Source organism: Halomonas sp. 7T, from assembly GCF_025643255.1.
GTDB lineage: Bacteria > Pseudomonadota > Gammaproteobacteria > Pseudomonadales > Halomonadaceae > Vreelandella.
The window spans coordinates 3430292-3447563 of the sequence record NZ_CP087112.1; the positions used below are offsets into that span (position 1 = coordinate 3430292).

A 17272-nucleotide genomic window follows, 5' to 3' on the forward strand; every position below is an offset into this window, starting at 1 on the left:
TAAACACTAACGGCGCCTATAGGCGCCGTTAGTGTGTGGGTGTGTTATGAACTCAACACCGGTTATAACAACAGCCGCCGAATGTCAGTCAATACATCCGCCAGGAAAGCGGTAAAGCGCGCCGCATCCGCACCGTTAATCGCCCGGTGATCGTAGGAGAGCGAGAGCGGCATCATCAAACGCGGCTGGAAGGCGCTACCATCCCACACCGGTTTCATTTGCGCTTTCGATACGCCCAAAATCGCCACTTCCGGCGCATTAACAATCGGCGTAAATGCCGTGCCACCAATCGAGCCCAGGCTCGAAATCGTGAAGCAGCCGCCGGTCATCTCGTCACGCTTGAGCTTCTTGGTTTGCGCTTTCTTGCCCAGCTCCGCCATCTCCTTGGCAATCTCAATCAAGGATTTTTGGTCGGCGTTGCGCACTACCGGCACCATCAGGCCCTCCGGCGTATCCACCGCGATACCGATATGCACGTAGTTTTTCCAGACCAGCGTATCGCCATCGCCTTTCAGGCTGACGTTAAACTGGGGGAACTTACGCAGCGCAAAGGCACACGCTTTGACCATAAACGGCAGCGGCGTGAGTTTTGCGCCCTGCGCTTCCGCTTCGGCCTTCATGGCTTTGCGGAAGGCTTCAAGCTCGGTGATATCCGCTTCGTCGAACTGGGTCACGTGGGGGACGTTGAGCCAGCTGCGGTGCAGGTTGGTCGCGCCCATCTTGAGCAGGCGGCCCATGGGCTTCTCTTCCACGTCGCCAAACTGGCTGAAGTCGACCTCGGGAATCGCAGGAATACCCGCCCCGCCCGTTGCTGCCGGCGCGGCTGCTGACGCGCTGCCTTGGTTAGCAATCGCTTGCTTGACGTACGCCTGCACGTCCTCTTTCAGCACGCGGTCCTTCGGGCCACTGGGCGTCACTAAGGCAAGGTCAACGCTTAACTCGCGGGCCAGCATGCGCACCGCCGGGCCTGCATGAACCAGCTTGCCATCACGTGGCTTATGCGCTGCCATTTGGGCTTCAGGGCTGGGCGTTCCAGTGGGCGTTGCTTCTTTCTTTTCCTCTGCAGCAGGTGCGGCTTCAGGCTCACTGGCCGCAGCCGGCGCGTCTGCTTGGGCAGGCACTTCGTCTTCGTCACCACCGTCGCCCGCGATCTCCATCTGGCCGATGACGTCGCCTTCCGACACCGTGTCGCCCTCTTTGACGGTCAGCGCCACGATCTTGCCGCTATGGGGGCTGGGCACGTCCATGGAGGCTTTGTCCGACTCTAGCGTGATCAGGGTGTCTTCGGCTTCGACCTCATCGCCTTCGCCTACGGCCACCTCGATGATCTCGACGCTGTCCGAGCCGCCAAGATCGGGCACTGTGATATCTACCGTCTGCTTACCACCGGCGGACTTTTTAGCCGCAGGCTTCTGCTCTTGCGGTTGCTCTTTAGACTGTTCTTGAGAAGGCTCTTTGGGTGTTGCTTGCTTGGCTGGAGCCTCTTCAGGCTGGCTGTCAGACGAGCTCTCTTGCTGCTCGTCGCCGCCACCCTCGACTTCCAGCTCAACGATGTCGTCGCCTTCGGAGACGCTGTCGCCTTCTTTGACCAGCACTTTGAGCACCTTGCCGCCTTTCGGGGCGGGGACGTCCATGCTGGCTTTGTCGGATTCCAGGGTGATTAGGGTGTCTTCCGCTTCAATGACGTCGCCTTCTGACACCGCAATCTCGATGATTTCGACATCGGTATCGCCACCGATGTCGGGAACTTTGATAATTTCGCTACTCAAGGTCGCGCTCCTTCCAAATCGGATCGAGCCGGCGGGCACCTGCCCGCCGGGCAGCGTTTAGCTGGTCAGCGGGTTGGGCTTGTTGGCATCGATGCCGTACTTCTTCAGCGCCTCGCCGACGTGCTTGCGGTCAAGCTCGCCCCGGTCGGCCAGCGCTTTCAGCGCGGCCACGGTGACGAAGTAGCGGTCGACTTCGAAGAAGTAACGCAGCTTCTCACGGGTGTCGGAGCGGCCAAAGCCGTCGGTGCCGAGCACGGTGTAGTCATTCGGTACCCAGGCACGCACCTGATCCGCGTAGAGTTTCATGTAGTCGGTGGAAGCAATCACCGGCCCATCGCGGCCTTCCAGGCATTTCGTGACGTGGGGCTTGTTGGCCTCGGCGTCCGGGTTTAAGAAGCCTTCACGCTCGAGCAGCAGCGCTTCGCGGCGCAGCTCGTTAAAGCTGGTGACGCTCCAGATGTCGGCGCCAATGCCCCAGTCGTTGGCCAGAAGCTCGGCAGCGGCTTCGACTTCGCGCAGGATGGTGCCGGAGCCCATCAGCTGCACGCGGCCGTTGTCGCCCTTCGTTTCGTTGAGCAGGTACATGCCTTTGATGATGTCGTCCGCGGGCACCGTCTCCAGGGCGGGCTGCTCGTAGTTTTCGTTCATGACGGTGAGGTAGTAGAAGCAGTTCTCTTTGTCGGTGAACATGCGCTTCAGACCGTCTTGAATAATCACCGCGACTTCGTGGGCGTAGGTCGGGTCGTAGCTGCGGCAGTTGGGGATGGTGGAGGCCTGAATCAGGCTGTGGCCATCCTGGTGCTGCAGGCCTTCGCCGTTGAGCGTGGTGCGCCCGGCGGTGCCGCCGACCATAAAGCCGCGGGCTTGCAGGTCACCGGCGGCCCAGGCTAAGTCACCAATCCGCTGGAAGCCGAACATCGAGTAGTAAATGTAGAACGGCAGCAGGGTGACGTTGTTGTTGCTGTAGGACGTCGCCGCGGCAATCCACGCGGACATGGCGCCGGCTTCACTGATCCCCTCTTCGAGAATCTGGCCTTTCTGATCCTCGCGGTAGAACATGATCTGGCCTTTATCGACCGGCTCATACTTCTGCCCTTCGGAGGTGTAGATGCCGAGCTGGCGGAACATGCCCTCCATGCCGAAGGTACGCGCTTCGTCGGGGATAATCGGGACGACGTGCTTACCGAGTTTCTTATCCTTCACCAGGCCGTTGAGCACGCGCACAAACGCCATGGTGGTGGAGACTTCACGGCCTTTGGAGCCGCCCATTTGCGAGGCAAAGGTTTTGTCTTCGAGGCTGGGGATCTCTAGCGCCTCAAAGTCGCTGCGCCGGCTCGGCAGGTAGCCGTTTAAGCGCTCGCGCTGCAGGTGCATGTACTTAAGCTCGGGGGAGTCCTCTTCCGGCTTGTAGTAGGGCACCTCTTTGAGCTGTTCGTCGGTGAGCGGAATGCCGAAGCGGTCGCGGAATTTACGCAGCGCTTCGTACTCCATGCTCTTGACCTGGTGGGACTCGTTGGCGGCTTCGCCGTCGCCGCTGCCCATGCCGTAGCCTTTGACGGTGTGCGCCAGGATGACCGTGGGCTTGCCGTTGGTTTGGTTAACGGCTTCGTGGTAGGCCGCGTAGACCTTGAACGGGTCGTGGCCGCCGCGGTTGAGCTTCCAGATATCCTCGTCGGAGAGGTCTTTGACCATCTCTTCGGTTTCGGGGTACTTACCGAAGAAGTGCTCGCGGGTGTAGGAGCCGCCGTTGGCCTTGTAGTTCTGGTACTCGCCGTCGACCGCTTCGTCCATGCGCTTTTGCAGGACGCCCTTCTTGTCTTTCTCGAACAGCGGGTCCCAATGACGGCCCCAGACCACCTTGATGACGTTCCAACCGGCGCCGCGGAACACGCCTTCGAACTCGTCCATGACACGGGAGTTGCCGCGTACCGGGCCGTCCAGGCGCTGCAGGTTGCAGTTGATCACGAAGATCAGGTTGTCGAGGTTCTCACGACCGGCCAGGGAAATCGCGCCCAGGGATTCCGGCTCGTCGCACTCGCCGTCGCCCATAAAGCACCAGATCTTACGGTCGTGCATGTCTTTGAGCTCACGGTGATGCAGGTACTTCATCACGTGGGCTTGATAGATCGCCTGAATCGGGCCCAGGCCCATGGAGACGGTGGGGAACTGCCAGTAATCCGGCATCAGCCACGGGTGCGGGTAGGACGAGAGACCATCGCCGTCGACTTCGCGACGGAAGCGGTCCATCTGGTCTTCGGACAGGCGGCCTTCCAAATAAGAGCGCGCGTAGATACCCGGCGCGACGTGGCCCTGGATGTAGATCAGGTCGCCTTCAAAGTCGCCCTTGGGGGCGCGGAAGAAGTGGTTAAAGCCCACGTCATACAGCGTGGCGGACGACATGAAGCTGGCAATGTGACCACCGAGCCCTGGGTTCGCGCGGTTGTTGCGAATCACCTGGGCGATGGCGTTGTAGCGAATCAAGGAGCGAATGCGACGCTCCATAAACAGATCGCCGGGCATGGGGGCTTCGCGGTGAACCGGAATGGTATTACGGTGCGGGGTTGTCACCGAGAAGGGTACCTTCATCCCATCCCGACGCAGGCGATCCGCCAGGCGGGTCATCAGGTAACGGGCACGATCTTCGCCCTCACGATCCAGTACCGATTCCAGGGAGTCCAGCCACTCCGTGGTTTCGACCGTATCGAGATCTTCTCTTGTCTCCAGACTCATAGAGGTCTCTCCGAATGACGATAAAAGGTAAGCCTCACAGCCTGAAGGGTGAGCACCGTTCAGGCTGCGGGAAAAGCAGCCATGCTAAGCGCGTGAGCAGACAATTGTTGCGGTAACGAATATCTAAACAATTACGCGACTGTCTCAGCACGCATGTGCAGGCGAAAGCGAGCTATTTGGATGATTTGCTCAATAGCGGTCTGTCGTTCGGTTGCTGCATCGTTTTCAAGACGCGTTTCGAACGCAGCGAGAATGGCGTGGCGATCAAGTCCTTTAACGGCAATCACGAAGGGAAAGCCAAACTTATCTTGGTAAGCCTGATTCATCTGCTGGAAGCGTGCAAATTCCTCGGCAGAGCACTGATCTAGCCCGGCACCTGCCTGTTCACGGGTGGAGTCCTGCGTTAACTCGCCGGCCAAGGCGGCTTTTCCTGCAAGGTCAGGGTGAGCGCGAATAACCGCAATTTGTTCGTTGATATCTGCGCTCTGAAGCACTGCTCCCATGGTGTCAGCCAATACATCGGCATCATCATGCTGAGTGGTAAAGCCCTGTTTCCAAGCTGTTTCTGCTACCCATGGCGAGTGTTCAAAGATATCGCCGTAGTGGGTAAGAAATGCTTCTAAGCCAAGATTGCTCGGACGGGCGGCATTTAAAATGTGCGGCATTGTATTCTCCATTTGTATATTTTTGTCTGAGTTATTGTATACAAGAAATATAGTGAAATGTACTCTAAGAATTGCCGTTATCGCAAAAAAACGGTAATTCACGCCAGCAGCTGAAAGCCGGCGTTAAAAAAATGCGTTTAAAAACAAAATTAAACAAAAGGGGTTTTCGCATGTTGAAGAAAAACCGAGCCGTGGTTAAGAACGTGTCGGTGGCTACGCTTCTTGGCTGTCTGTCGGTCAGTGCCCATGCGGCGACGTGGAGCGATACGTTTGTGGGGTATCGCTATGGAACACAGTTTACCGAGCCGAATAACCCTGAAAATGTGGAGAAACATATTCTCCAATTCACGCATGTCAGCGGTTATTCACTGGGGCAAAATTTTTTCAATCTGGATGTCTTGCAGTCCAGCAGCGCGGACCCCGCCAATAATAGTGATTCAGGGGCAACAGAAGCGTACTTGGCTTATCGTCATCAGTTGCATGCTGGGGGGGTATTTGATGAGCCGCTCGCTTTTGGGCCAGTGCGGGATATGGCGCTGACGTTTGGGTTTGACCTAAACACCAAGAACACCGGCTTTGCGCCGCGTAAGCGCCAGCTGTTGGTGGGGCCAACGTTTAAGTTTGACGTGCCACGCGGCTTTGTAGATCTAAGCCTGTTTTACAGTCGTGAATGGAATCACTGTGGTCTGCCGCCCTGTGGTTTGCCGGAAAATCAGAACAGCCTCTCCTTTGATCCTTATTACCAGATCAATTTGGCTTGGGGATTGCCGTTTGAAGCCGCCGAGTTACCGCTCAAATTCCAAGGCTTCTATAACTATAACGGTGCAAAAGGCGATGACTACTTTGGCGTTTCGACCAAGCCTGAGCAGTTAATGCGCACCTCGCTGATGCTGGACGCAGGACAGCTCGCTTGGGGGACGGAAAACTCGCTATGGGTAGGCGTTGGCTATGAGTATTGGCGCAATAAATTTGGCAACCACGACAAGCCGGGTGTGGATACCGATGCTATGACCTTTAATCTAGAGTGGCACTTCTGATCATTCAGCAAAACGCTGAACGTTAGGGGTATCACGTCGCTGGGGGCCTAGGCCCCCAGCGTTACGTTTAAGCAGTATCTTTTCAGTCTCAGGCGGCTAAACGATCAACACGCCTGCGTAATATGATCGACAAAGCGCCTTACCTTGGCGAGTTCTCCTAGGTGTTCGGGATACACCAGGTAATAAGCGCTCTCACTGAGCCGTTTATGCGGCCAAGCAAGTGTCAGCCGCTCGGCGGCGAGTTCTTCATCAACGATAAAGTGTGGCACTAATGCCACGCCGCCACCGGCCATGGCAGTACGTACCAGCATAGCGAATGTCTCAAAACGCGTGCCGTGATAGCTGCGGTCAGTGACGATTTTTTGGCTAGCGAACCACTGGTGCCACGCATCGGGGCGGCTGGAAAGGTGGAGTAGCGGCAGCTGCGCCAGGTCTTCCGCCGCGTGAATGGGGTGCTTAGCTAGCAGCCCAGGCGCGGCGACCGCCACCATCGCTTCATCAAACAATTTATGGCAGGCAAGGCTAGGCCAGCTGCCGTGACCGTAGAAAAACGCGATGTCGATATCTTGCTGCTCAAGATCAAAGTCGGTCACTCGGTCATGAAACTCCAAGCTAATGCCAGGGTTCGCGGATAAAAAAGCGGGCAGCTTATCAGCCAGCCAGCGGCTGCCGAAGCTTGGCAAGGTGGCAATTTTAAGCACCTCGCTATTGCCGCTAAACGTCATAATGGTGTGGGCCGACATCTCAATTTGGGTCAATACTTTACGAACGTCGCTTAAAAAGATGGCGCCTTCTGGGGTGAGCACTAGGCTGCGCCGTACGCGACGGAACAGCTTGTGCTGCAGCAGGGTTTCAAGATGCGCCACCTGCTTACTTACGGCACTTTGTGTGAGGTTCAGTTCATCGGCTGCGCGAGTGAAGCTCATATGTCGTGCCGCCGCTTCAAAGCACTGCATTGCCGCCGTTGAGGGAAGGTTACGAGATGCCAAACAAACGCTCCTGCTGATTAATGCAATGCGCTTTACTGCTCCACGTGCTGGCGAAGAGAGGAGCAGTAAAGAGCAGTGCTCATATCGCAACATTTGAGTATACATTCCTGTTAGGCATGCATTCGGCTATTTTTTTCGTTTGTGAACCGTCACGTGAACTTGTTTTGATACGTGTATTAAACATACGTTGAGAGTCCTATCATGAAACAAGCCCCCTTTCTGTCTACCGATGCTGTTCGCGACCGTTTCTCTAAGGCGATGTCGGCCATGTATCAGGCCGAAGTGCCGCAGTACGGCACGCTGCTGGAACTCGTCGAGCGCGTTAATCAAGACACCCTGAGTCAACAGCCTGAACTTCATCGCCGCCTGGAAGCACAGGGTGAATTGGCGCGCTTGAGCGTAGAGCGCCACGGGGCGATTCGCGTGGGAACGGCTGCCGAGCTTTCCATGCTGCGGCGTTTGTTTGCCGTGATGGGCATGTATCCGGTGGGTTATTACGATCTTTCTGAAGCGGGCGTGCCGGTTCACTCAACCGCTTTTCGGCCCATCGACGATGACGCGCTGGCGATGAACCCTTTCCGTATTTTTACCTCGCTACTGCGTTTAGAACTGATTGAAAGCGAGGCGCTGCGCCAGCGTTCAGAAGAAATTCTGGCTCAGCGCGATATTTTTACCCCAGGGGCGCGCGAGCTAATTGAGCGCCATGAAAGCCAGGGCGGGCTCACCAGCGAAGAGGCCGACCAGTTCGTCCAGGAAGCCCTGGAAACCTTCCGCTGGCACCAGAATGCCACGGTGGATCTGGAAACGTACCAAGCACTCCACGATGAACACCGCCTGATTGCCGATGTGGTGTGCTTTAAAGGGCCACATATTAACCACCTCACGCCACGCACTTTGGATATCGACGACGTACAGCGCCGCATGCCGGAGAAGGGCATGAACCCCAAAGCCGTTATTGAAGGGCCGCCGCGTCGTGAGTGCCCCATTTTGCTGCGCCAAACCAGCTTTAAAGCGTTGGAAGAATCGATTCGTTTTGCCGGTGACGCGCAAGGCACCCATACCGCTCGTTTTGGTGAAATTGAGCAGCGCGGCGTGGCGCTAACGCCGAAAGGCCGCGCGCTTTATGACCAGCTGTTAAATGAGGGCCGCAAGCAAGCGGCAGGGTTAGATAACGACGCGCATCAAGCGGTGATGAACAATGTCTTTGCCAAGTTCCCTGATAACGATGAGGCCATGCGTCGTGAGGCGTTAGCGTACTTTCACTATCATCTGACCGAGAAGGGACAGGCCGCGAGCGACATTGGCAAAGCCAATATTGAGACGTTAATCGCCCAGGGCTTGGTGGAAGCGCAGCCGATCACCTATGAAGATTTTCTGCCGGTGAGCGCGGCAGGGATTTTCCAGTCAAACCTGGGCGGTGCAGAGAGCGAAGCCTATGCTGGCAATGCTAATCGCGATGCCTTTGAAGCGGCGCTGGGCGCCCAGGTGACCGATGAGCTAGCGCTCTATGCTGAACGGGAAAATGCCTCTAAAGCGAAGGTGTTGGCACGTTTAAAAACTAATGCGTAGTTGGTAATTAACGTACAGCATAAGGATGTGCTGTGTTTATTGTTTTAATTCATGGGTGAATGTCTAAGAATTACTATAATTATCTAGCGTATAAAAACATTTATTTATTTGCTGTTGACGCGACTGATATAGAAGCGCAGACTGCATGCAGTTGGTTAGCAAGTCGAACGTTGTCAGCAGTATCGAAGCATTTTAGCGTTGAGCCTGGTGAAAGTTTCTTGTTCTACCCTCTGTAACTCGGGTATTTCCCCGGCATTAATTTCGCTAAATCGAGGATTTCGATCATGGCAACTGGTACCGTAAAGTGGTTTAACGACACTAAAGGCTTCGGCTTCATTTCTCCTGAAGATAACGGCGACGATCTGTTCGCACACTTCTCCGAAATTCAAGCAGACGGCTTCAAATCCCTGCAAGACGGTCAAAAGGTTTCTTTTGACGTTACCCAGGGCCAAAAAGGCCTTCAGGCTTCTAATATCAAAGTTGTGGAATAAACCCGCAACGCGTTATTAGCAACCGATAAGATCGGTAAGCTTAAAAACCCCGCCAAGTGCGGGGTTTTTGCATTTCTGTACGTTTGTTTTAAGACGTGTTGTCGTTAATTATTTTCTTTATTCCATGAAAGGTTTAAACGAAGGCAGTGGCGGGTAATTAGCGGAGCCTAATTAAAAGAGTGTTATATGAGATAGCGCTTTTCCTCGCTGTCGCTTAATGGCTGCCCGTTCTCGCTAAATACTCTATCTGCATTGCCTATCTTCATTGCCCATCTCCACTATTACTACGACACTTATTTACGTGGGTTGTTGTGTTTGCCATACATGGTTGTGGAGTCCCGTATGAAGACCTTGTCGAGTATCGGATTTGCTCTTTTTGGGGCAGCGCTGATCGCGATTAGCTATGGGCTTGCGCGCTTTGCGTTTGGTTTATATGTGCCGGCTATTAGCGCGGATTTGGCGCTTTCATCCTACTTAGTGGGGGTCATCGGCGCCTTACCATTTATTAGTTTCGTGCTGGCCACGCTAGTGGCTCCGTTTGCTGCAGACCGTTTTGGCGCGCGTAACCTGACAGTGCTTTCGGGGCTGATTGGGGCAACTGGGTTAGGGGTGATTAGTCAGTCAACCAGTGCCTGGATGCTCGGCACGGGAGTGTTTATCTGCGGTATTTGTACAGGCCTGATGATGCCGGGGCTGACTGCTGCTATGCAGGCGTTGGTGAGCCGAACCATGCATGGCCGAGTCAGTTCGATTATGAATGCGGGCACCAGCGTGGGCATTATTGTGGCCGTGCCGACGGTTGTCTTTTTGGCGGACGCGTGGCGCTTTACCTACTCAAGCTTTGCCGTGTTAGCGGGCGTGGGGGTTGTGTCCGCGTGGTACTTTATTCCCTCAGTATCCCGGGTGGTGCCAGCGAACGCGGCGCCACCGCCGCCGATCACGCGACTGCAATGGTCACGACTTATTCGGCTTTCACTATTTGCCTTTGCTATGGGCTTTGTCTCTTCGCCATACTGGCTTTTCGCCCCCGATTTGGCCGTTACGCTGGGCGCCTTGCCGGCTAATCAAACCGGGTGGCTTTGGTTTGCTGTGGGGGTTGCGGGGTTGGGTGGCGCTGTGGTGAGTGATCTGGCTGATCGCAATAACCCACCGATTACGCAAGCGCTCATGCTGATGATGCTCTCTTCCAGCTTAGTGTTACTAGCAGCGAGCCCAAGCCAGTTAGCGTTGGCGATGTTTTCAGCGATGGTGTTTGGCCTTGCCTATATGAGCTTAACGGGGCTGTATCTCATGACCGGCATTAGGCTATTGCCGGGGCGTCTTTCCATGGGGCCGGTGTTGCCTTTCATGGCCTGCGCGCTGGGGCAAGCAGTAGGGTCGCCCGTGGTGGGACTACTGGTCGACAGCACTGGTTACGCCTATGCGTTCTCGATATTTGCAGTCGTGGGTATCGTGATAGCGATTATATCGCCTGCTTACCCGGGCCATATTGATTACTGGGCCGACCTGGTGGAGGAATCAACGGAAGAGGAACCACCGCAAGAGGAGCCGCTGGCTGCTGAAGAGACGGGGCTTCAGGCTGCTTACGACCACCAGCTGCTTGACGAAAATGGCGACCCCCTTGAGGAGCCGGATGCTAAAGAGGCCAGCGTGCCCTAACGTGCGCCTGCGTAACGCTATTCAGTAGTAAACGCGGCCGCTCTAACGAGGTCACGGTTTTGTCGTCGTTTTCCGCCAGGGCTTGCCCTCACAGGTCGCGTAGTTTGCGCAGTTGGCTAGGCAGCCACGGCAGGGCAGCCGCAGTGGCGTGGGTGAAGGCGTTGGTTTTATGGGAGCTGTCATCGTTATCTGGCCTCTATGGCAGGCGAGTTTGAGGAGGTAGCAAGATCCACGATGAGCACCATTACCTACCTGGGCAGCAACACCGTACGTCACTTTAGCACTCCTTGATTGCGCAACCCAGCCGTGGCGAACGTTTGCACTTAGACAATCGTTGGCTGCATGCCACCCTGTGGCCTGCTATGGTCAAAACCGATTCTTATCACCGAGCCTGTCACCTTATGAGCCACACCCCCAACCGCCGTGTTTTGCTTCGGCTATTAGGGCTTTTGCGCCCTTATCGCTTGCGTCTTGCCTTGGCCGGTTTAGCGCTACTGTTTGCCTCGGGCAGCGTGCTGTTGCTAGGCAATGGACTGCGCCTGGTGATCGACAATGGGTTTATGGCCGCGGACACACGGGCGCTGGCGAAGACGCTGGGGCTAATGCTAGGCGTGGTGGCGCTGTTGGCGATGGCATCAGCGCTGCGCTACTACCAAGTAACCTGGATTGGAGAGCGCTTGGCGGCCGATCTACGCCAGCGTGTTTTTGATCATCTGCTTAGCCTGGAGCCGAGCTTTTTCGAGAGTGCCAGCGATGGACGAGCGGCGGGAGAAATTGCTTCGCGGCTGACCGCAGACACCAGCGTGCTGCAAAGCCTGTTTGGCTCATCCATCTCGCTGGCGTTGCGTAATCTCGTCATGCTGGTGGGGGCGGTGGCGCTTATGCTGGTGACCCAGCCGTGGCTGTCGGCAATGGTGCTTGTGGGGATACCCGCTACGCTGCTGCCTATTGTGTGGTATGGCCGCCGCGTACGGCGGCTTTCGCGCACCAGCCAAGACCGCGTGGCGGAGCTTGGGCGCTATGCTGAAGAGGCGCTTAGCGGCCTCCAAACCCTTCAAGCGTTTAACCACGAGGCCGTTGATAAACGCCGCTATGGTCAGCGTGTTGAGCAGGCATTTGGTAGCGCGGTGTCGCGCACGCAGCAGCGCGCTTGGCTAACCGGCGTTGCAATGTTGGTGGTATTCAGCGGCGTTGGCTTAATGCTCTGGCAAGGCGGTCAAGCGGTGTTGGCGGGAACAATGAGCGCTGGTGAGCTATCGGCCTTTATATTTTACGCGCTGCTGGCGGCGGGGGCGGTAGCCACCTTGGCAGAAGTGGCCGGTGATGTGCAGCGCGCCGCTGGCGCTGCCGAGCGACTCTTAGAGCTACTTGATACCCAGCCCGCTATCCAATCCCCTGCCAACGCGGTGGCTTTGCCGCAACCCACGCATGGTGAAATCACCCTAGAAAACATTCGCTTCACGTACCCCGGGCGGGAAACACCGGCTCTTAGCGGTTTTGACCTGAGCATTCAGGCAGGAGAGCGCGTGGCCGTTGTCGGGCCTTCGGGAGCGGGAAAAAGCACCCTGTTGGGGTTACTGCTTCGCTTTTACGACCCTGACCAGGGGCGTGTGACGCTGGATGGCCTTGATATCTGCACGCTAGACATTGCTGAATTGCGCGGCGCTATGGGATTAGTCGCTCAAGAGCCGGTGCTATTTAGTGGCTCGGTGGCTGACAACCTTCGCTACGGCTGCCCGGAAGCGAGCAACGAACAGCTGCGTGCGGCGGCAGTGGATGCCAGCGCCATCGATTTCATCGATGCACTACCTCAAGGGTTTGATACGCCTCTTGGCCCGGGCGGCGTACAGCTTTCCGGTGGGCAGCGCCAGCGGCTCGCCATTGCCCGCGCGCTGCTTAAAAATCCGGCCGTGCTGCTGCTTGATGAAGCGACCAGTGCATTGGATGCGGAGAGCGAGCGCCTTGTACAGCAGGCGCTAGACCGATTAATGCAGGGGCGCACCAGTATCGTGATAGCGCATCGGCTAGCCACGGTGATTAACGCGGATCGCCTGCTGGTGCTGAAAGAGGGGCGGCTTGTGGCGTCGGGCACCCATGCGGAGCTAATCACCACTAGCCCGCTTTATCGTCATCTGGCGGCGCTGCAGTTTAGCGGATAAGTCCCAGGAACTGAGCCGGTTTCACCCCTTGCGTAGCAGATGGCCTGGGGCAGGAGCGCCCCTTTTGTTGCTGGTTATCAACGAAGTGCGCCGCTAGCACGATGAGCGTTTTACCGGTGCTTTTTGACGGTGTACATCGCGCTGTCTGCATGCCTGAGCAGCGTATCCGCATCGTCCCCATCGGTGGGATAGCACGCCACACCGATACTGCAAGACGGCATGCTGATACCACCGAATTCTGCGTCCAATGGCTCGGCCAAGACGGTAAGAATCTGCTCTATTTTGCTTGTCACGGCGTCCATCGATTGAATGTCCGTCAGCAACATCGTGAATTCATCGCCGCCCATCCGCGCGACGGTATCCGTTTCACGTAGGCAGCTTTCGAGTCGTCGCGCCACCGTACAGAGAACCCCATCCCCTATGGCATGCCCATAGGTATCGTTGATCGCTTTGAAGTCATTCACATCCAGGAAAAGTACCGCGAGGCTATTCTGGTGGCGCCGGGCTGTGCTCAAGCCGGAGACTAACCGATCATAAAAGAGCGACCGGTTGATTAGCTTCGTTAATGGGTCGTGATGCGCGAGAAAACGCAACTCATCTTCGGCTTGCACCAGGGCTGTGACATCCCGGGCAACGCCAATACGCACTTCCTCATCTGCATACCAGCGAGCAGACCATAAAATGTGCACCGTACTGCCATCCTTGCGGAGGTAGCGGTTGCGGAAATCAACGTGAGGCTGGCCGCTCATGACGCGCTCGATGGACGCTTGGGTGAGCGCGAGGTCATCAGGATGCATGTAACGGGTAATGACAGTGCCGGTCAGCTCCTCGGCACGGTAACCCAGCAGCGACTCACAGGCATCACTCACAAAGAGGATCCGATGGTCGCCATTGACCACAAAGACCGTGTCCAGCATTAGGTGAACCAGCTTGGGATAGAGTGCTTGCAGGTCAACGGGCATAGGCTGATCCGATTAATGTGGTTCACTGGCAGGCAGGACGCCAAAGAGCGATCGTAACCTATGGCCCGATGCCTAATACGTTGACCAGATAACGTAAGCCTTTTAACTGGTTAAGCACTAGCCCCATCATGAACCTAATGTCACTTCAAAGCAGCAGAGATTTAAGAGAGTGCTAAGAGCTGTCCCAAGGTTTCCATACCCCGCTCGCTGCGTTGCGTCCACGGGTGGCCATAGCTTAAGCGCACGCAGTGTCGGAACTGCTGAGTGGCAGAAAAAATGGGGCCTGGCGCTAAGCTAACACCATGGTCGAGCGCTAGGTTAAATAAGCGCAGCGAATCAACTTTTTCAGGAAACTCTACCCACAAAAAGTAGCCGCCAGCAGGGCGAGTGATACGCGTTTGGGTGGGGAAGTAACGGTCTGCGGCTGCCAGCATGCTGCCTTGTTGGGCTTCTAGCGCGTGGCGGAGCTTGCGTAAGTGGCGGTCATAGCCGCCGTGCTGTAAATAGTCGGCAATGGCTGCCTGCGCGGGAATAGAAGGTGAAATCGTCGTCATTAATTTCAGCCGTGAAATAGCTTTGGCGTAGCGTCCCCCGGCTACCCAGCCAACGCGATAGCCGGGCGCTAAGCACTTCGAGAACGAACTGCAGTGAATAACGAGCCCCTCATCATCAAACGCTTTTACTGGGGTAGGCGGCGTGCTGCCAAAGGTCAGCTCGGCATACACATCATCCTCTAGCATGGGGACTTGGTGCCGCTTTAATAGTTGATAAAGAATCTGTTTTCGCTCATTGCTTAGGCTGGCGCCGAGCGGGTTTTGCAGATGGCTCATAAACCAGCAGGCCTTGATAGGTAGCGACGCCAATTGCTCTGCTAACACATCAAGGTCGATCCCCTCGCGTGGATGTACTGGAATCTCGACTGCACGCAGCTTTAGCCGCTCCAGTACTTGCAGGCTGGCATAAAACGCCGGGGACTCCACTGCCACTAGGTCACCTGGCTGGGTTACGCATTGCAGGGCTAAATTGAGCGCTTCCATCGCGCCATTGGTAATCACTAGCTCTTCCATGGGTAGCTGAATTCCCCCCAGCATGTAGCGCAGAGCGATTTGTCGGCACAGATCGATATGCCCGGTGGTCATGTCGGCCACTACCTGTTGGTGCGAAAGTGCTCGTAGCCCTCGTGTCATGCTGGTGCTCAGCCGCGAAAGTGGAAAAAGCTCAGGGCTTGGGAAGGCCGATCCAAAGGGCACCGTTCGATCATCCTGCAGTGAGTCGAGCACCGAGAACACTAGCTCACTGACTTCTACTTCAGCGGGGTCGGTGGGCTGCAACGTCACACGTGGCTCGCCCAGCAAGCGCCGAGCATGTTCACGCACAAAATAGCCTGAGCGTGCTCGTGCTGTGATGAGGCCGCGGTTTTCGAGTAGGTAGTACGCCTGAAACACCGTAGATGGGCTGATTCCATGGTGACGACTGGCCTGGCGAACCGACGGAATTCGCTCCCCAGGACCAAGCACGCCCTGACGAATCAGCGTGGCTATCTCATCGGCAAATTGTTCGTAACGTTTCATGGGATAAACAGGCTCAAATTCATCAATAAAAAGCATATCAGATGATGCGTTTATCGACTGATACGTCGCAACTGATACGCACTATTTCTCTAAAACTGAGCCTATTTGCTAGTCGGCATAGTGGGGATAGTAGTGGTTAATAATCGGCGACGCCCCTCGACCGTATGACCTCTATTCCCTCTTTTCTGGATATCGGTATGACGCAACGTATTCCATTGCAAAACCTAACCACTGAGGCAGCGGTTGAACACCACTCGCCTTCATCTAATGATTACAGTCACCAGCCTTCTAGTAACAATCCGTCCCATAATAAGCCACCCAAGCTTGGGCATATTTATGTGCGAGAAATTGGTGGTTTTTTTCAGCGCATCCGGCGCTGCTCAAACTGGTTGTTAATGGCGCTCTATTTTGGCTTGCCATGGGTTAATTGGGGGGACCGGCCGCTGGTGTGGTTTGATCTTTCTGCTCAAGAGTTCCATCTGTTTGCGGCGACGTTTTATCCACAAGACTTTATCTTGCTCACCTGGATCTTGGTGCTGTGCGCGTTTGGCCTGTTTTTGATCACGGTGGTGGCGGGGCGCGTGTGGTGTGGCTACACCTGCCCGCAAAGTGTTTGGACGTTCCTGTTTATCTGGTTTGAGCATCGTTTGGAGGGGCCGCGCCACCGTCGCATTCGTCGTGATAACGCATCACGTACCTTTGATACGCTATGGCGCAAGACCGTTAAACATACGGCGTGGTTGCTGATTGCCCTGGCCACGGGGATCGCTTTCGTCGGCTACTTTACGCCGATCAGGGAATTGGTCGTGGACTTTGTCAGCCTGAAAGCGCACCCCTGGGCGCTATTTTGGATCGGCTTCTTCACGGTTTTTACGTACCTAAATGCGGGTTGGCTACGCCACCAAGTATGCCTCCATATGTGTCCTTACTCGCGTTTTCAATCGGCAATGTTCGACGCTAATACACTGATTGTGTCTTATGACGCGGCACGTGGTGAGCCGCGTCGCCATCATCACCCAAAAGGTGCGCACGCTTCCCGTGTTGGCGACTGCATCGACTGCGAGCTGTGCGTTCAGGTATGTCCGACCGGTATCGATATTCGTGACGGGCTTCAGTACGAGTGCATAGGCTGCGCCGCGTGTATTGATGCCTGTGACAGCGTTATGGCACGCATTAATAAACCGCTTGGACTCGTGCGATATACCACGGAGCGTGCATTGGAGGGGAAAGACACTCGTTTCTGGCGCCCTCAACTGATCGCCTATGCTGTGGCGCTGCTCTCTATGGTGGTGCTACTGGTCAGTTTTTTGACAACGCGAGTGCCCCTCGATGTCGACATTGTGCGCGACCGGCAAACGCTGTTCGAAAGCACGGCAGAGGGCCGCATCATTAATTACTATAATGTGACGCTGCGTAATCAAGATCATCAGTCACATCGCTATGCGCTATCTGTATCGGGATTGCCGGGTCTGCGCTTGCAGGGGATGGAGAGCGTTGAGGTGGGCTCGAACGAAACACGCAGCGTACGTCTAGCGCTGACAGCAGAGGCGGCTGACTTGATGCAGCTTAGCCATCCTGTCGAGCTACGTTTCATCGCTTTAGATAATCCGTCGATAATGAGTGTCAACGACACCCGCTTTTTAGGGCCATCGAAGTAGGTGCTATTCTCTA

12 protein-coding genes are annotated in these 17272 nt (G+C 55.8%); 6 read left to right on the forward strand and 6 right to left on the reverse strand.

From position 1 onward, the window contains the following. Positions 1-62: 62 nt before the first annotated feature. The 3 genes from aceF to uraD form a co-directional block, all read right to left on the reverse strand. On the reverse strand, positions 63-1769 hold the full coding sequence (aceF, locus tag LOS15_RS16065) for a dihydrolipoyllysine-residue acetyltransferase (RefSeq protein ID WP_263067049.1): 1707 nt from the start codon (positions 1767-1769) through the stop codon (positions 63-65). Between the two features lie 57 nt (positions 1770-1826). Continuing rightward, positions 1827-4499, reverse strand: coding sequence for a pyruvate dehydrogenase (acetyl-transferring), homodimeric type (aceE, locus tag LOS15_RS16070; protein ID WP_263066115.1), 2673 nt, complete (start codon positions 4497-4499; stop codon positions 1827-1829). Positions 4500-4630: 131 nt separating this feature from the next. Beyond that, a complete protein-coding gene (gene uraD / locus LOS15_RS16075; RefSeq protein WP_263067050.1) occupies positions 4631-5164 on the reverse strand; it encodes a 2-oxo-4-hydroxy-4-carboxy-5-ureidoimidazoline decarboxylase in 534 nt (177 codons plus the stop codon). Positions 5165-5334: 170 nt separating this feature from the next. Between uraD and LOS15_RS16080 the strand changes: the two genes are divergently transcribed. Continuing rightward, the gene (locus LOS15_RS16080) at positions 5335-6201 is read left to right on the forward strand and encodes a hypothetical protein (protein ID WP_263067051.1); all 867 of its coding nucleotides are present in this window, start codon (positions 5335-5337) and stop codon (positions 6199-6201) included. A 104-nt stretch (positions 6202-6305) separates the two neighbouring features. Here the strand turns inward: LOS15_RS16080 and LOS15_RS16085 are convergent, their stop codons facing one another. Continuing rightward, positions 6306-7190, reverse strand: coding sequence for a LysR substrate-binding domain-containing protein (locus LOS15_RS16085; RefSeq protein ID WP_263067052.1), 885 nt, complete (start codon positions 7188-7190; stop codon positions 6306-6308). 201 nt (positions 7191-7391) lie between these two features. On the opposite strand from LOS15_RS16085, the gene LOS15_RS16090 reads away from it, so the two are divergent. The 4 genes from LOS15_RS16090 to LOS15_RS16105 all read left to right on the forward strand — a co-directional run bounded on the left by LOS15_RS16090 (position 7392) and on the right by LOS15_RS16105 (position 13068). Next, a complete protein-coding gene (locus LOS15_RS16090) occupies positions 7392-8759 on the forward strand; it encodes a VOC family protein (protein WP_263067053.1) in 1368 nt (455 codons plus the stop codon). Between the two features lie 284 nt (positions 8760-9043). Then, the gene (locus LOS15_RS16095) at positions 9044-9250 is read left to right on the forward strand and encodes a cold-shock protein (RefSeq protein ID WP_263067054.1); all 207 of its coding nucleotides are present in this window, start codon (positions 9044-9046) and stop codon (positions 9248-9250) included. Between the two features lie 342 nt (positions 9251-9592). Beyond that, entirely contained in the window at positions 9593-10909 is a 1317-nt protein-coding gene (locus LOS15_RS16100; RefSeq protein WP_263067055.1) for an MFS transporter, read from the forward strand. Positions 10910-11310: 401 nt separating this feature from the next. Further along, complete coding sequence (locus tag LOS15_RS16105) at positions 11311-13068, forward strand: ABC transporter transmembrane domain-containing protein (protein WP_263067056.1); 1758 nt, start codon at positions 11311-11313, stop codon at positions 13066-13068. A 110-nt stretch (positions 13069-13178) separates the two neighbouring features. Here LOS15_RS16105 and LOS15_RS16110 read toward each other — a convergent pair whose 3' ends face one another. Next, the gene (locus LOS15_RS16110; RefSeq protein WP_263067057.1) at positions 13179-14030 is read right to left on the reverse strand and encodes a sensor domain-containing diguanylate cyclase; all 852 of its coding nucleotides are present in this window, start codon (positions 14028-14030) and stop codon (positions 13179-13181) included. A 161-nt stretch (positions 14031-14191) separates the two neighbouring features. After that, positions 14192-15601 carry a GntR family transcriptional regulator MpaR gene (gene mapR, locus LOS15_RS16115; RefSeq protein WP_263067058.1) on the reverse strand — a complete coding sequence of 470 codons (1410 nt, stop codon included), beginning with the start codon at positions 15599-15601 and terminating at the stop codon, positions 14192-14194. 197 nt (positions 15602-15798) lie between these two features. On the opposite strand from mapR, the gene ccoG reads away from it, so the two are divergent. Beyond that, entirely contained in the window at positions 15799-17259 is a 1461-nt protein-coding gene (gene ccoG, locus LOS15_RS16120) for a cytochrome c oxidase accessory protein CcoG (protein WP_263067059.1), read from the forward strand. Positions 17260-17272: the final 13 nt, after the last annotated feature.

Coding starts and splice junctions, on each gene's coding strand:
- aceE (WP_263066115.1), bottom strand. CDS start 4,499: ATGAGTCTGGAGACAAGAGAAGATCTCGATACGGTCGAAACCACGGAG.
- uraD (WP_263067050.1), bottom strand. CDS start 5,164: ATGCCGCACATTTTAAATGCCGCCCGTCCGAGCAATCTTGGCTTAGAA.
- LOS15_RS16080 (WP_263067051.1), top strand. CDS start 5,335: ATGTTGAAGAAAAACCGAGCCGTGGTTAAGAACGTGTCGGTGGCTACG.
- LOS15_RS16090 (WP_263067053.1), top strand. CDS start 7,392: ATGAAACAAGCCCCCTTTCTGTCTACCGATGCTGTTCGCGACCGTTTC.
- LOS15_RS16095 (WP_263067054.1), top strand. CDS start 9,044: ATGGCAACTGGTACCGTAAAGTGGTTTAACGACACTAAAGGCTTCGGC.
- LOS15_RS16100 (WP_263067055.1), top strand. CDS start 9,593: ATGAAGACCTTGTCGAGTATCGGATTTGCTCTTTTTGGGGCAGCGCTG.
- LOS15_RS16105 (WP_263067056.1), top strand. CDS start 11,311: ATGAGCCACACCCCCAACCGCCGTGTTTTGCTTCGGCTATTAGGGCTT.
- LOS15_RS16110 (WP_263067057.1), bottom strand. CDS start 14,030: ATGCCCGTTGACCTGCAAGCACTCTATCCCAAGCTGGTTCACCTAATG.
- mapR (WP_263067058.1), bottom strand. CDS start 15,601: ATGAAACGTTACGAACAATTTGCCGATGAGATAGCCACGCTGATTCGT.
- ccoG (WP_263067059.1), top strand. CDS start 15,799: ATGACGCAACGTATTCCATTGCAAAACCTAACCACTGAGGCAGCGGTT.